Source organism: Brevundimonas sp. GW821-FHT12C05, assembly GCF_058807475.1.
This window is the reverse complement of sequence record NZ_JBXAQS010000001.1, coordinates 886,125-900,100: the sequence shown is the minus strand read 5'-3', so window position 1 is coordinate 900,100 and position 13,976 is coordinate 886,125. Positions and strand designations below refer to the sequence as shown.

Here is a 13,976-nt window from a genome sequence, read left to right as displayed (position 1 = left end):
CATGCCCCGCCTGATGACCTACAATGTGCACCGCTGCGTCGGTGTGGACCGCAAGCTGGATGTCGGCCGCATCGCGGGCGTCATCGCGGAGCATCAGCCGGACATCGTCTGCCTGCAGGAACTGGACGTGGGCCGCGCCCGCACCGGCTTCGTCGACCAGGCCCGGTCGATCGCCGACCAGCTGGCCATGACCTACCACTTCCATCCGGCCATCCGGATCGAGGCCGAGCAGTACGGCGACGCCATCCTGACCCACCTGCCCGAGCGACTGGTGCGTTCAGGCCCCCTGCCCTCGGTGCGCGGCGTGCCCGGGCTGGAGCCGCGCGGCGCCCTGTGGGCCGCCATCGAGATCGACGGCGTGACCCTGAATGTCTTCAACACCCACCTGGGCCTGGTCCCGCGCGAGCAGCGGCTGCAGGCGGCGGCCCTGGTCGGCGAGCAATGGCTGGGTCATCCCGACTGCGTCGGACCGACCCTGCTGAGCGGCGATTTCAACGCCACCTCGATCACCCGCCCCTACCAGACCCTGACGCGCAAGCTGGCCGACTGCCAGCGCTCGCTGGGACTGAAGCCGTCGGTGAAGACCTTCCCGTCCAGCTTCCCGGCCATCCGCATCGACCACTGCTTCACCAGTCCGGAAATCGTGGTCACGGCGGTCAAGGCGCCGTTCTCGCCGCTGGCGCGGATGGCCTCGGACCACCTGCCGCTGATCGTCGACTTCGAGATCAGGCGGCCGTAATCGCCTGCCGGCGGTGCGAGGTCGCCCGCCGCCGCCAAGGCCGGAAGGCGTCGCGGACCGACGTCGGATCGCCCAGCTGGAACTCGGCGATGATCTGTTCGACGCTGGACGGCGGCGTGGCGCCGAGCAGGCGCATCCGGCCGTTGTCGAACTGCTGCACCGCCGTCCCGACCGACTCCGCCAGCGCCTCGGCGGCGGCGAAGACCTCGCCCTCGACCCCGATCCAGTGACCCAGGGTCCGATGCCGGAAGGCGCGGATGGTGTCGCGACCCGCCGCCGTACCGGGCTCCACGGCCACGTCGCACTCGGTATCGAAACCCAGCGACCGGTTGTTCAGGTTCGTCGACCCGATGCGCAGGATCTCGTCGTCATAGATCGACATCTTGGCGTGCACGATGATCCGCTCGCCATGCTTCGTGTGCGGGGCGAAGGCGAAGAAGCGGTTGTTGCGATCCGCCTGCTCGAGCCGGAACAGCACCTCGGACCGGGCGGTGTCCATGGTCAGCCGGTCGAACCAGCTGGGACTGCCGCCGGTGGAGACCAGCACCACCTCGGGTCCATCCCATTCCGCCAGACGCTCGGCCAGGGCGGCGGCGATCAGGGGCGAGGTGAAATACTGGTTCTCCAGATAGATCAGTTTCTTCGCCCGACGGATGGCGTCCAGATGCAGGGCCTCGCTCTCGCGCACCTCGGTGCGCTGGCCCCAGCCGGGCTCGGTACGGGCGATGGCGAAGGGCGTGTCCGTGAGATCGGGCGCCACGCCGTCCGGCCAGGGATCGCCGGGCGCCTCGTCGACAATGGTCTGTTCGTCCGTCGCCAGGCGCCAGCGCTCGCGGGCCAGGTCGCCCAGGGCGCGCGCCGCCGGGCCGTCGACCACGCACATCACCTCGTGCCGGGGAGATGCGATCAGGCCGGAGGGCATGCAACGGCGCGGGTCATAGTCCAGGTGCTCACAGGAATCCCAGCGGTCGACCGAGATGTCCCCGCCGCCGCAGAAGGCCACCGCATCGTCGATGATCACCACCTTCTGGTGATGGCAGGCGCCGGGCGCGGGCGGCGGATCCAGGCGGAATTCGACCATCCGCTTGCGGAACCACCTCTGGGCCCGTTGCGGGAAAAACCCTTGCGAGGCGGCGATGACAAGCGGCGACTTCCAGATGAGCAGTCGCACGTCCAGCTCCGGACGCGACTTCACCAGCAGGCGCAACAGATGGCCGATCTCGTCCGCCGGACCGGCGTCGGCGACGTCCGGATGCAGCCGGGTGCGCGGGTCGAACTGCCAGCCCAGCACCACGACCGACCGCTGCGCCTTGTCCAGCGCCGAACGCAGAGCGGCGAAATAGGCGGCGTTCTCCATCAGGACGGCGAACCGGTTCGCCGTCTCCACGCGCCAGCAGTTCCGGCCGGGCGCAAACAGTCTGTCGTGCTCTTCCATGCCGTTACGCCTGACCGATTCGCATGACGGCGGCATGCGCCTCCCCCATCAGGAGACGCGCGCCACGCCTTTCCGTTCCCATGCGGGACCGTGACCGGTCAATGGTGACGCTTTGTTCATGCACGGCGCATTGTTTCAGGCGAGATTTCGGCGCATAACGACGTCTGTCATGCGGACAAGGGGGATCGGCGATGCAAGCGCTGATCGAGATGATCGCCAGCTTCGTCGCCTTGCTCGCCGCTGCGGCCCTGTCGCAGTTCGGCCTGGACCTGAGCGCCCCGCAGAAGCCCGAACGCGAAATCCACCGCGTCCGCGACTGCGGCGGCTCCAACACCCCCTCCACCGTCATCACCGTCTCGGGCGACCGCAAGCACGAGTGCTGAAGCGCGCCGGAATCGTCCGGGCTCGCCTTTGCTCTGCGCCTTTGAGTCGCTAGGGTTCTCTTGTCCCCCAGCGGGCGTCTTCACGACGCCGTTCGAGACGAGATCACCGCCTGATGAAGCCTCCCCGCCAACGGCCGCCGCTTAATCTGTCCGATCCCGTGTCGGAACCCGCGACCGAGTCCGCCGTCGAGACGCCCGCCGTGACCGAGGACGCCGCCGCGCCCGCCGGCCGCTCGGCCGAACGCCCCATGTCCGAGCGCCGTCGTCGCCGGCTGGCCGAGGAACAACGCCTGGCCGCCGAACGCGCCGAAGCCGCGACCCGGCCCGCTCCCGAGCCTGAGCCGATCGCCGACCCCGCCCCTGTCGAGATCCGCGCCCTGGCCGAAAGCGCCGAGGCGCCGCCCGCCGCCTATGATCCCCCGCCTGCCCCGGTGTCGCCCCCGGCCCTGCGCCGCCGCGAGACCCCGCAGCCGTCCGGTCGTCACGCCTATCTGATCGCGGGCGTCGCCGCGGCCCTGTGGATCGGCGGCGTCGCCGCCTGGGCCGCCTTCGAGATCGGCTCGGGCGCGGTCGACCTGGAGCCGCTGCGCCTCGCCGTCTACGCCCTGATCGCCCTGGCTCCGGCCGGGCTGGCGATCATGCTGGCCCACGCCGTCCGTCAGGGCGCCGGGCTGGCCGCCGAGACCAAGCGCGCCCGCGACCTGTCCGAGGCCCTGATCGCGCCGACGGCGCTGGCCGCCCAGCAGACCGGCGAGGTGCTGCAGAGCCTGCGCATGGACATCGACCAGGCCTCGCTGGCCGCCGAGCGCGCGCGCAACGACATGGCCCTGCTGCGCGAAGCGCTGGCGCAGGAGACCTCCCGCCTGAACGAGGCGGCCGAGGTGGCCGGGCGAACCGCCCGTCGTCTGGTCGAGCAACTGGGCGGCGAACGCGACCAGATGCAGACGCTCGGCGACAGGCTGGACACACAGGCGACCGGCGTCCTCGAAGCCGTCGAGCGGCAGTCGCGCATGGTCGTGGACGCTTCCGACCTGGCCCAGACCCAGCTGCGCGAGGCCGAAGCCGCCCTGGCCGCTCGCGCCGCGGACCTGGCCGCCGCCGCCGGCGAGGCCCAGGACGCCGCCCGCGTCGCCGCCGACGACCTGGCCCGCCAGACCCTGCGGCTGGAGAACGCCGGCTCCGGCGTCGCCGAACAGATTCAGTCGGTCGAGGAAGGCCTGGGCCAGCAGCGGGCCGCCCTGGTCACCGCCGCCTACGCCCTGCGCACCGATCAGGAGGACTTCTCCGCCCAGGTCGAGAGCCAGCGGGCCCAGCTCAGCGAACAACTGTCCGCCGCCCGCACCGCCGCCGGCGAGCTGGGCGAGACCTCGACCCGCACGACCGAGACGGTCAAGGATCTGGTCGAGGCCGCCACCGACCAGTTCAAGGCGCTGGTGGAAATGTCCCAGCGCGAGGCCGACGGCTTCGACGCCGCCACCAAGGTGGCCCTGGACCGCTTCGAGGCCCTGGCCGCCGAGGCGCGCGACGCCCTGGTCGAGGAAACCCGCCGGGCGCTGGCCGCCCTGCAGGCCACCGCCGAGGACTCTCGCATCGCCGCGAGTGAGGCCGCCGATCAGGCCCAGCTGCGCGCCGACCGCTTGGGCGAGGCCCTGTTCGAAGCGGCCCAGAAAGCCGACGCCGCCGCCGACTCCCGTGTCGACACCGCCCGCCGCATCGTGTCCGAGACCGGAAACCTGGTCGATCAGGCCGGTGACCGCGCCCTGGAGAAACTGGAGCTCACGGTCGAACGCATGGACACCGCCCTGGCCCGCATCGACGAGGCCATCGGCGACCTGGATGACCGCGCCGGACGCCTGCCCGAAGAAGCCCGCAAGCGGGTCGAGGAGGTGCGCAACACCGTCGAGGAAGGCCTCGCCGCCCTGTCCGCCGCCTCGCAGAAGGCCGCCGCGGACACCGAGGCCCTGGACGCCGGCTTCCAGGAGCGGGTGCGCCGCAACTACGACATGCTGACCGAGGCCGTGCGCCTGATGGGGGTCGTCTCCGGCGAGACGCCGACCACCCGCCGCCGCGAGGCCGCCGCGAGCGCCCCGCCGCCGTCCGAGTCGGCCCGCTCCGCGCCCAAGGCCGACGACGCCAAGGGCTTCGGCCTGCGCGGCCGCCTGAAACTGGAACCGACGCCCGGGACCACCCCGCCCACCAGCCCGCTGGACTGGGCTGATCTGGTCGATGACGGCCCCGGCGAAGCCCCGCTGGATCTCGACACCCCCGTCATGCCCACGGGCGGCGGCGAAGCCGGCCTGGAAGCCCTCGGCCTACGGGTCGTCGCCGCGATCCGCCGCATGGGGGTCGATCCCAACGCGCTCCTGCCCCGCTCGCGGGTCGAGGAGGCCGCCCTGGCGGTCGCCGAACGGGATCCCGACCGCGCCCGCCAGATCGTGCGCCGGGTCGCGCCGGCCGCCGTGCGCAGCGTCTCGCGCCGTGTGCTGACGGACCCGGACCTGCGCGCCGACGCCGAGTCCTATGTCCGCGCCTTCGGCCGAGAACTGGCGAACCATGCGGCGAACGGCGACGGTCCCGCGGTGTTGGGACGGCTGACCTCGGACGGTGGACGGGCCTTCATGCTGCTGGACGCCGCCATCGGCGATCTGGCCTGATCTCCGGGGTTCGCGTGGCCGTTGAATCTGCCTCCCGCCAAGCTTGGAAAGGGTGTTTTCGCCTTGACGGCAGGGTCGCGATAACGACACCGTTCGCCCTCGTCACGTAATTGTCACGCAATAGTCCGGGTTCATGACCGACATCGATCAGACGCTGACGGACACCCGCCCCGGGATCGTCATCTGCGCGTGGGACGCCGGAGAATCTGGTTGGGACCCGATCGAGGACCTGTCCGGAGAGCCCTGGAGCCCCTCGGGCGCACGCACGGTTCCGGTGCCCTCCGCCGATCCTGAGACCCTGGCCGCCACCCTTTCCGCCTATCTGACCGACCGCCGCTGCCGCGCCCTGCTGCTGGTGGGACGGACCCGCGGCCACGAGGGCTTCCGCCTGCAGATGCGGGCCGAGAACCGGGCGCTGGACGGCGCCCAGCGTCCGGACGGCGTCGGTCCCAGCGTCGCCCGGGCGACGGCCCCGGTGGCTGAGATGGTCCGTGCACTGAAAGATGCCGGCCTGGCCGCCGACGCGACCTCGGAAGCCGAGGACGACGCGGGCAGCTATCTGCTTTACCGCGTGCTCGCCAACCTGCCGGACGGGTCCGACACCCCCGCGGTGGGCCTGTTGCGAGCCCCCGAGAACGAATCCGACGACGCCGTGCAACGCGCCGTGAAGACCGCCGCCCAGGCCATGGCGCGGCATCTGTCGCCCCTGCCCCGCTCGCGCGCGGTTTGATCTGAAGCGTCAGGCCAGGCGCCGGCGCAGCGGCAGGGCGGCCAGCAGGCCGACCGCCGACATCACCGCCATCGCCGCATAGCCGCCCGCGCCGAAACGGTCGTACAGCGGCCCGGACACGGCTGTGGCGACGCCGATCAGGACGCCGGCCGACAGCACGGAACTGAGCGTCTGCGCCGCCGTCTGGCTGTCGCGGGGAGCCAGTTTCTCGACGATCTGGACCCCGGCCAGGAAGGTGGCGGCGAAGGTCAGGGCGTGCAGCGTCTGCAACGGCCACAGCAGCCACAGCGGCGGGGCGAAGGCCATGGCGGTCCAGCGCAGGACGGCGGCGACGGCGCCGACGACCAGCAGCGCCCAGGGGCCCACGCCCGCGCGCCGCCGCCACGGTTCGACCAGCCACATCAAGGCGATCTCCACCACGACGCCGAAGGCCCACAGCTGGCCGGTGACGGCCGCGCTGATGCCCTGCGCCTTCCACAGCAGGGCCGAGAAGCCGTACTGGAAGGCGTGCGCCGCCTGCACCGCCCCGACGGCGAAGATGGCGGTCATGAACACCGGGTCGGCCAGCAGCCGGCCCAGTCCCCGGAACCGCTCGCGCCCGCGCAGCGGCGCGCCGTCGCCGACGGGTTCGCTCGGCAGGACCAGGGCGGCGATCGCGGCGATGCCCAACCCCATGGCGGTGATCCAGATCACGATCACATCGACAGGCGCATTCAGAAGCGCCGCGCCCATGCCGATGTTGACCGCCACGAAGGCGGCCGAGCCGCAGCCGCGCGGCAGGGCGAAGGTGAACCCGTCGCGCGCCGCCAGCCGCAGGGTCAGCACGTCGCTGAGCGGGATCAGGGCCGCCGCCGCCGTGGCCCCGACGAACCAGCCCAGCGCCTGAAGCGCGAACACCTCGGTCAGCCCCGCCCCGCCGTAGCCAAGCGCCATGACCAGCCCCAGCAGGGCGATCGGCGCGCGCCGGGTGCGGAAGCCGTCGGCCCAGACCGCCAGCAGCGGCCCGGTCGCCACCCGGCCCAGCATCGGCGCCGCCAGCAGCACGCCGATCTGCGCCCCGGTCAGGCCCTGGGCCCGGAACCACAGGCTGGCGAACGGCAGGCTCACACCACTGGCGCCGAAGAGCAACACGTACTGCAGGCCCATGCGCGCGGCGGAATTCATGTCAGGCAGATAGCAGACGGGACGGATTCTGTCGGCTAGCCTCAAGGCATGACGGTGAATCGCAATCTGGCGGCCTTCGCGGCCGTGAACGGCGCGGTGGCGGTGGCTCTGGGAGCCTTCGCCGCGCATGGGGCCGGGCCGCAGATCAAGACCCTGCTGACCACCGGCGCCCAGTACCAGCTGACCCACGCCCTGCTCGGCCTGGCCTGCGCCCTGTGGCCGGCGCGGACAGGGCTGGTGACCCTCGCCGGCTGGCTGGCGACCTTCGGCGGGCTGATCTTCTCACTGTCCCTGGCCCTGCTGGGCCTGCTCAGCCTTCCGGCCCTCGGCGCGATTACCCCGATAGGGGGAGTGCTGATGATCCTGGCTTGGCTTTTGCTCATGCTTGCCGCATTGCGAATCAATCCCTCCAACGCCTGATACGGGCGAGCAGAAAGACCGGATTACAGTATGGCCTTCCCCCTGCCCGAAACCCCGCGCCGTGACCTCTTCCCCGAGATCGAGGCCTATGCCTCCGGCTATATGAAGACCGACAGCGTGCATGAGGTCTGGTACGAGGAATGCGGCAATCCGCAGGGCCTGCCGGTCATCGTGCTGCACGGCGGCCCGGGCGGCGCGGTCAATCCGGGCATGCGGCGCTATTTCGATCCGGCCAAGTACCGGATCGTCCTGTTCGACCAGCGCGGCTGCGGCAACAGCCGCCCGAACGCCTCGCTGGAAGACAACACCACCTGGACCCTGATCGAGGACATCGAGCGCCTGCGCGAACTGCTGGGCATCGACAAATGGGCGGTGTTCGGCGGCAGCTGGGGTTCGACCCTGGCGCTGGCCTACGCCATCACCCATCCGGAGCGCTGCACGGCCCTGCTGCTGCGCGGCATCTTCCTGCTGACCAAGCCGGAGCTGCACTGGTTCTATCAGGACGGCGCGTCGCAGATCTTCCCGGACGCCTGGGAGCGCTTCCTGGCTCCGATCCCCGAGAACGAGCGCCACGACCTGATGGCCGCCTACTACAAGCGGCTGATCGGCGACGACCAGGCCGAGCGCGAACGCTGCGCCATCGCCTGGTCCAGCTGGGAGGGCGACACCGTCAGCGTGCAGGGCCCCGCCGCCCGCCCGGACAAGTTCGCCGAGCCCGACTTCGCGGTCGCCTTCGCCCGAATCGAGAACTGGTACTTCACCAACGGCGGCTTCTTCCCGGAGGAAGGCTGGCTGCTGAAGAACGTTCACCGCATCCGCCACATTCCGTGCTGGATCGCTCAGGGCCGCTTCGACGTGGTGACGCCGATGACCAGCGCCTGGGCCCTGCACCGCGCCTGGCCCGAGGCCAAGCTCGACGTCATCGGCGACTCCGGCCACGCCTCCAGCGAACCGGGCATCATCGACAGCCTGGTGCGCGCCACGGACTGGGCCGCTTCGCTCTGAAGAATTAGGGAGTAGGAATTAGGGCTTAGGGAAGAACGCGTCCGCCTAATTCCTACGCCCTACTCCCTCACTTCGGGTTCGTCTTCTCCACCAGTTCCGACAGCTGGAAGCCGATGCGGCGCGCCTCGCGCTCTTCCGGCTTGCGCCGGGCGTCGAGCAGGACGTTGATCTGGGCGTAGTGCTGGATCAGGCGGACCGGGCGGCCCTCGCTGTTGCGCCCCAGGAACAGGATGAAGTCCGGCCCCCAGAAACCGACGTCCTCGATCTGCATCACGCCGTCGCCGGGCAGGCCGACGACCCGCGCGGCCACCTCCTCGTCCTTGTCGAGGCCCTTCTCATAGTCCTCGATCAGCTTGGACAGGCGCACGAAGGCCCATTCGGCGGGGTTCTCGCGCATCCGCACGCCGTCGGTCAGGGCCGCGGCCTGCTCCGGCGTGGCGCTGGGCAAGACCGGCTCGGGACAGGGCTTGTCGCCGCAGTCCGAGAACATCGAGGGCGGGGCGACGACGGGGGCGTCGGGAGCGGGAGCGGGAGCGTCAGGAGCGGGGGTGTCGGCCATGCCCTAACCTAGGGATTTCGAACGCCCTAGAACAGGCTGTGGCCCTTCGGCAGTTCGGCGTAGCGGTGCACCCGGGTGGCCAGCACCAGGCCGAAGCCGATCATCACCGTCAGCATCACGGTGCCGCCGTAGGACAGCAGAGGCATGGGCACGCCCACGACCGGCGCCAGCCCCATCACCATGGCCCCGTTGATCAGGACGTACAGGGCGAAGGTCGCCGTCACCCCCGCCGCGCCCAGACGCCCGAAATGGCTGTGCGACAGCGACGCGATGCGCAGGGCGATCAGGATGATGGCGATGTAGCAGGCGATGACGGTGAAGGAGCCGAGGAAGCCGAACTCCTCCGACAGGGCCGCGAAGATGAAGTCGGTGTGCTTCTCGGGCAGGAACTCCAGCTGGCTCTGGCTGCCAAGCCCGTAACCCTTGCCCAGCAGGCCGCCCGAACCCATCGCGATCTTGGACTGGGTGATGTGATAGCCGGTGCCCGTCGGATCGCCTTCCGGATTGAGGAAGGTCAGCACGCGGTGGCGCTGATAGTCGTGCATGCCGAACATCACATAGAAGGGCACGGCGACCAGGGTGGGGACGGTGACCCCCGCGATGATCTTCCAGCTCAGCCCGGCCATGAACATGATCGCCGCGCCGGTCAGGCCCAGCAGCATGGCCGAGCCCAGGTCGGGCTGGTGGGCCACCAGCAGGAACGGCAGGCCGATCATGGCGGCCGGAACGATCAGCTTCCAGTGGAAGCTGGCCTCCTTGGCGGAGGCGCCGTGATACCAGCGGGCAAGGGCCAGCACGAGGCCGATCTTCATGATCTCGGACGGCTGGATGCGGGTGATGCCGACGTCCAGCCAGCGGGTCGCGCCCATGGCGGTGTAGCCCAGGCCCGGCACCTCGATCGCCGCCAGCATCAGCAGGGCGACGCCGTAGATCGGATAGGACAGGCGGAACCACCACTTCAGGTGAACCATCGACAGGGCCAGCATCACGACCAGCAGGACGCCGAAGCGGATCAGGTGGCGGGCCGCCCAGGGCTCCCACGAGCCGCCGGCGACCGAATACAGCATCATCGCGCCGATGCCGGAGACGGCGCACAGCAGGGCGACGAAGCGCCAGTCGATCTGGCCGATCTTGACGACCAGCCGCTCGCGCTCGCCGGGACGGGTCAGGGCCGAGGCGGTCATTGCGGAGCGTCCGGAATATAGGGGCGCGGACCGGAGGTCGCACTCGGCGCCGCCGCACGCGGAGCCGACGGTTCTGGCGTCGCCGGGATGTCAGGCTCCGGCGCGGCGCCGATATCGCCCTCGTCGATCTGGGGACCGGTGGGCTCGGGCGGCAGCGGCCGGGTGATGCGATCGCGCATCTCCGGGTCCTTCAGCAGCGCCGTGCGCATCACCTCACGGGCGCGCGGCGCGCCGGCGGTGCCCCCGCCGCGACCGCCGTGCTCGATGATCACAGCCACGGCGTAGCGCGGCGCGTCGATCGGCGCGAAGGCGATGAACAGGTTGTGGTCCTTCTCGGCCCAGACGTTCGACTTGCGCGACTGGCCGGGGCGGTAGTCGCGCGATTGCGCCGTACCGGTCTTGCCCGCCATCTGGATGTCGCCCAGGCCCAGCTGGCTCTGGCGATAGGCGGTGCCCGAGGTGTCGTTGGCCACCGCGATCATGCCCTGGCGCACGATCTCCAGGTGCTCACGCGGGAAGTCCAGATCCGGCACGTCGGCGCCGCTCGGCCGCTCTTCGCCGCCGATCGACTTGATCAGCCGGGGCTGGATGGCCTTGCGTCCGTTGGCGAGCCGCGACGTGTAGACGGCCAGCTGCAGCGCATTGACCAGCACCGCGCCCTGGCCGATCGCCACCGAGGTCGTCTCGCCCGGATGCCAGACCGGATCGCGGGGGAAGGTCCTGCGCTTCCACGCCGTGGACGGCAGCAACCCCTTGCGCTGGTTGCCGACGCCGATGTCGAACTCGTGCTCGAAGCCCAGCTTCAGCGCCGCGTCGCGGATGCCGTCCACGCCCGCGCGATTGCACAGGGTATAGAAGTAGACGTCGCACGAGTTCTTGATGGCGTTGTGCATGTCCTGCGACCCGTGCACGCCCCAGCAGCGCTGCGTCCGGTTGCCGTTCCGGAAGCTGCCGGTGCACACCACCCGCTGGGCGGGGTTGACCCCGGCCGCCAGCAGCGCCAGCGCGGTGGTCGGTTTGAAGGTCGAGCCCGGCGGGAAGGTGCCGTTGATCGCCTTGTCCAGCAGCGGCTTGCGCTCGTAGTCGGCCAGGGCGCGATAGATCGACGTCGGCACCCCGCCCACGAACAGATTGGGATCGAACGACGGCGACGAGGTCATGCACAGGATGTCGCCGTTGCGTACGTCCATGACGACGCAGCTGCCGCTTTCCTCGCCGAACACCTCCAGCGCGCGGTTCTGCACGTCGGCGTCCAGCGTCAGGACGACGTCCTTGCCGGGCGTCGCCGGACGCGAGCCGCCGATGTCCTCGGCCACCACCCGCCCGCGCGCATCGACCTCGACCCGGGTGCCCCCGGCCACGCCGCGCAAATCCCTGTCGAGCGACTTCTCCAGACCCTGCCGTCCGATGCGGAAGCCCGGGTTGTAGAGGATTTGGGGCACCTCCTCCCCACTCTCCTGGATCGCCTTGATGTCGCGGTCATTGGGCTTGGCCACATAGCCGATGACATGGGCGAAGGCCCCGCCGAACGGGTAGAAGCGCGCCTCGTTCATGTCGGCCATCACGCCGGGCAGTTCGTTGGCGTACAGGTTGACCCGGGCGAACTCCTCCCAGGTCAGGTCGCTCTTGACCGGCACCGGCGAGAAGCGCGGCGCGGCGTTCACGTCGCGAATGATCGAGCGGCGGCGGTCCAGGGTGTCGGGCAGCAGGCGGCCCAGCAGGTCCAGCGTCTGGTCCAGGTCCTTGGTCTCGTCGCGCACGACCAGCACGCGGAAGCTGGGCCGATTGCCGGCGATGACCACGCCGTTGCGGTCCAGCACCCGCCCGCGCGGCGGAGGCACCAGGCGGAAGTTGAACTGGTTCTGGCTGGCCAGGGTCGAATACTCGTGCGCCTGGAACACCTGCAGCTGGGCCAGGCGGCCGGTCAGGGCCAGGCCGCCCAGCGTCGTCAGGCCGCCCAGCACGAAGGTGCGGCGCAGGAACGAGCCCTGACGCTCATTCGGATCCGAGAAGATGATGGAGGGTTCCGAGCTCATCGGAACCTCACGTCGCCGTCGTCGAACCGCTCGATCATGGTGTTGGCGAACGGGAACAACAGCAGCGTCGGCACGATCTGGCCGACAAGCGCCAGAATGCTGGGCGGCGTGCCCCTGATCAGGGTGATAGCGAGATAGGCCAGCAGGAAGGCCAGGCCGCAACAGCCCGCATACCAGACGAACAGGACGGCGGTGTCCTGCCCGATCAGGACACTGCGCGCACCCAGGATGACGGCATAGATCGAGAGCAGCGACAGCGACCACAGGCCGAGCGGCCCGCCGAGAATGAAGTTCAGGAACAGCCCCAGCACCATCAACACCAGCGGCGCGACGACGGACGGCCGGATCAGCGGCCAGGCGAAGGCCAGAACCATGGGAATGATCGGTTCGGGCAGGCTGAAACCGAAAAGCTTGACCGGGGTGGCGAGGACGAAGGTGACCGCGGCTGTAATCAGGGCCGGATAGACGATCCACTGCATCGGCCCGACGACGCGGACCGCGACGGAGCGTCTCATTCGGTCCCTCCCTGAGGCGTCTCTTGCGGAGCCGGTTGGGCGGGTTGCGGTTCGGCAGTGCGGCCGGGCGGCTGGACGGTTCGCGGCCGCGGGGCGGCGGGCGCCGGGGCCGGAACCGGCGGCGCGGCGTTGGCGGCGCGGATGCGTTCGGCCTGGACGGCGGCCGCGGCGTTGCGGCGGGCGGCGGCGTCATCGATGGCGGCGGACTGGGCCCCGGTCGCTTCCGGCAGGGTATCCAGCGCCGCCAGCGGCGGGGCGTTCAGGTCATTGGAGCCCACCAGCTGGCCGAAGTCCTCGAACAGCAGGATCTTCACATAGTCGATGGCCCCGCGATCACTGAACAGCTTGACCCGCCACGACCCGTCGATGCCCTTGGCGGCGACGCCGATCGGCACGCCGCGCGGGAAACCGCCGCCGTCGCCCGAGGACAGGATGCGGTCGCCGGCCTGCACGGCCCCCACGCCCCGCACGAACTCCAGTCGCGGATTGCCCGAACCGTCGCCGGTCAGGATCGCGCGGGCGTCGGTGCGGTCGACCAGAACCGGCGTGCGGCTGGCCACATCGGTGAGCAGCACCATGCGGCTGACGTTGCCGGAGACGCCGACGATGCGGCCGATGAGACCATGCTCGTTGATGACCGGGTTGCCGACCTTCACGCCCTGGGACGCGCCGGTGTCCAACAGACGGGCGTTGGAGAAGGGGCCGCGTGCGTCCAGCACCGAACGGGCGGTGACCATCCGCACATCGGGCTCGGGCCGGATGCCCAGCATGGCCTCATAACGGGCGTTGACGTTCTTCAGCGCGATGGCCTGGTCGCGCCACGGCTGCAGCTCGGCCAACTCGCGCTTCAGGCGGCGGTTCTCGGAGACGGCGAAAAAATAGCCGCGCACGCCGTCGCTGAGCGAACCGAACCAGCGGACCGGGGTGGCGAAGACGCCTCCGACCGGACCCGCCACGGACTCTACTCCGGCGCGCGCCGGCTGGTAGGGCGAGGTGTCGGCGCGGGCGTCGCTGATCAGCAGCAGGATGGCGCCGACAAGGCAGACGACCACGGCCACCGCTGCGGTCCAGACCAGCGGCACCTTGATGTTCTCGAACGGTCCGTCGCGAAACGCCACGGCGCGCCTTCCTCAAAATAGGGAATCAGCGGGA

The 13,976-nt window shown here is 70.3% G+C and carries 13 protein-coding genes; 6 read left to right on the top strand and 7 right to left on the bottom strand.

All coding sequences use genetic code 11. The features are described 5' to 3' along the window. Position 1 precedes the first annotated feature (1 nt). Positions 2-739 carry an endonuclease/exonuclease/phosphatase family protein gene (locus tag AC1RRF_RS04290; RefSeq protein ID WP_492833127.1) on the top strand — a complete coding sequence of 246 codons (738 nt, stop codon included), beginning with the start codon at positions 2-4 and terminating at the stop codon, positions 737-739. Here the strand turns inward: AC1RRF_RS04290 and AC1RRF_RS04285 are convergent. After that, positions 726-2,174: a phospholipase D-like domain-containing protein gene (locus tag AC1RRF_RS04285; RefSeq protein WP_492833125.1), complete on the bottom strand. Its 1,449-nt coding sequence runs from the start codon at positions 2,172-2,174 to the stop codon at positions 726-728. The genes AC1RRF_RS04290 and AC1RRF_RS04285 overlap by 14 nt on opposite strands. Before the next feature lie 191 nt (positions 2,175-2,365). On the opposite strand from AC1RRF_RS04285, the gene AC1RRF_RS04280 reads away from it, so the two are divergent. The 3 genes from AC1RRF_RS04280 to AC1RRF_RS04270 all read left to right on the top strand — a co-directional run bounded on the left by AC1RRF_RS04280 (position 2,366) and on the right by AC1RRF_RS04270 (position 5,941). Next, complete coding sequence (locus AC1RRF_RS04280; protein ID WP_492833123.1) at positions 2,366-2,557, top strand: hypothetical protein; 192 nt, start codon at positions 2,366-2,368, stop codon at positions 2,555-2,557. Between the two features lie 113 nt (positions 2,558-2,670). After that, entirely contained in the window at positions 2,671-5,211 is a 2,541-nt protein-coding gene (locus AC1RRF_RS04275; protein ID WP_492833121.1) for a tipN, read from the top strand. A 133-nt stretch (positions 5,212-5,344) separates the two neighbouring features. Then, positions 5,345-5,941: a C15 family peptidase gene (locus tag AC1RRF_RS04270; RefSeq protein ID WP_492833119.1), complete on the top strand. Its 597-nt coding sequence runs from the start codon at positions 5,345-5,347 to the stop codon at positions 5,939-5,941. 9 nt (positions 5,942-5,950) lie between these two features. On the opposite strand, the gene AC1RRF_RS04265 is transcribed toward AC1RRF_RS04270, so the two are convergent. Further along, positions 5,951-7,105: an MFS transporter gene (locus tag AC1RRF_RS04265; protein WP_492833117.1), complete on the bottom strand. Its 1,155-nt coding sequence runs from the start codon at positions 7,103-7,105 to the stop codon at positions 5,951-5,953. Positions 7,106-7,153: 48 nt separating this feature from the next. On the opposite strand from AC1RRF_RS04265, the gene AC1RRF_RS04260 reads away from it, so the two are divergent. Next, positions 7,154-7,525 (top strand): DUF423 domain-containing protein, encoded by a 372-nt coding sequence (locus AC1RRF_RS04260; protein WP_492833115.1) that lies wholly within the window; start codon positions 7,154-7,156, stop codon positions 7,523-7,525. A gap of 30 nt (positions 7,526-7,555) precedes the next feature. After that, positions 7,556-8,530: a prolyl aminopeptidase gene (gene pip, locus AC1RRF_RS04255; protein ID WP_492313426.1), complete on the top strand. Its 975-nt coding sequence runs from the start codon at positions 7,556-7,558 to the stop codon at positions 8,528-8,530. 67 nt (positions 8,531-8,597) lie between these two features. Here pip and AC1RRF_RS04250 read toward each other — a convergent pair whose 3' ends face one another. From AC1RRF_RS04250 to mreC, 5 genes are read right to left on the bottom strand one after another with little or no spacing between them, the layout of a single operon-like run. Continuing rightward, on the bottom strand, positions 8,598-9,089 hold the full coding sequence (locus AC1RRF_RS04250; protein ID WP_492833112.1) for a DUF6173 family protein: 492 nt from the start codon (positions 9,087-9,089) through the stop codon (positions 8,598-8,600). A 26-nt stretch (positions 9,090-9,115) separates the two neighbouring features. Continuing rightward, the gene (gene rodA, locus AC1RRF_RS04245) at positions 9,116-10,273 is read right to left on the bottom strand and encodes a rod shape-determining protein RodA (RefSeq protein WP_492833111.1); all 1,158 of its coding nucleotides are present in this window, start codon (positions 10,271-10,273) and stop codon (positions 9,116-9,118) included. Continuing rightward, positions 10,270-12,309, bottom strand: a complete 2,040-nt coding sequence (gene mrdA, locus AC1RRF_RS04240) for a penicillin-binding protein 2 (RefSeq protein WP_492833109.1) — start codon at positions 12,307-12,309, stop codon at positions 10,270-10,272. The genes rodA and mrdA overlap by 4 nt, the downstream gene beginning before the upstream one ends. Beyond that, the gene (locus tag AC1RRF_RS04235; RefSeq protein ID WP_492833107.1) at positions 12,306-12,824 is read right to left on the bottom strand and encodes a hypothetical protein; all 519 of its coding nucleotides are present in this window, start codon (positions 12,822-12,824) and stop codon (positions 12,306-12,308) included. The genes mrdA and AC1RRF_RS04235 overlap by 4 nt, the downstream gene beginning before the upstream one ends. Further along, complete coding sequence (gene mreC, locus AC1RRF_RS04230) at positions 12,821-13,942, bottom strand: rod shape-determining protein MreC (protein ID WP_492833105.1); 1,122 nt, start codon at positions 13,940-13,942, stop codon at positions 12,821-12,823. Before mreC ends, AC1RRF_RS04235 begins: the two co-directional genes overlap by 4 nt. Positions 13,943-13,976: the final 34 nt, after the last annotated feature.

Excerpts from the sequence above, each read along its gene's own strand:
- AC1RRF_RS04290 (WP_492833127.1), top strand. The coding sequence starts at position 2 with ATGCCCCGCCTGATGACCTACAATGTGCACCGCTGCGTCGGTGTGGAC.
- AC1RRF_RS04285 (WP_492833125.1), bottom strand. The coding sequence starts at position 2,174 with ATGGAAGAGCACGACAGACTGTTTGCGCCCGGCCGGAACTGCTGGCGC.
- AC1RRF_RS04280 (WP_492833123.1), top strand. The coding sequence starts at position 2,366 with ATGCAAGCGCTGATCGAGATGATCGCCAGCTTCGTCGCCTTGCTCGCC.
- AC1RRF_RS04275 (WP_492833121.1), top strand. The coding sequence starts at position 2,671 with ATGAAGCCTCCCCGCCAACGGCCGCCGCTTAATCTGTCCGATCCCGTG.
- AC1RRF_RS04270 (WP_492833119.1), top strand. The coding sequence starts at position 5,345 with ATGACCGACATCGATCAGACGCTGACGGACACCCGCCCCGGGATCGTC.
- AC1RRF_RS04265 (WP_492833117.1), bottom strand. The coding sequence starts at position 7,105 with ATGAATTCCGCCGCGCGCATGGGCCTGCAGTACGTGTTGCTCTTCGGC.
- AC1RRF_RS04260 (WP_492833115.1), top strand. The coding sequence starts at position 7,154 with ATGACGGTGAATCGCAATCTGGCGGCCTTCGCGGCCGTGAACGGCGCG.
- pip (WP_492313426.1), top strand. The coding sequence starts at position 7,556 with ATGGCCTTCCCCCTGCCCGAAACCCCGCGCCGTGACCTCTTCCCCGAG.
- AC1RRF_RS04250 (WP_492833112.1), bottom strand. The coding sequence starts at position 9,089 with ATGGCCGACACCCCCGCTCCTGACGCTCCCGCTCCCGCTCCCGACGCC.
- rodA (WP_492833111.1), bottom strand. The coding sequence starts at position 10,273 with ATGACCGCCTCGGCCCTGACCCGTCCCGGCGAGCGCGAGCGGCTGGTC.
- mrdA (WP_492833109.1), bottom strand. The coding sequence starts at position 12,309 with ATGAGCTCGGAACCCTCCATCATCTTCTCGGATCCGAATGAGCGTCAG.
- AC1RRF_RS04235 (WP_492833107.1), bottom strand. The coding sequence starts at position 12,824 with ATGAGACGCTCCGTCGCGGTCCGCGTCGTCGGGCCGATGCAGTGGATC.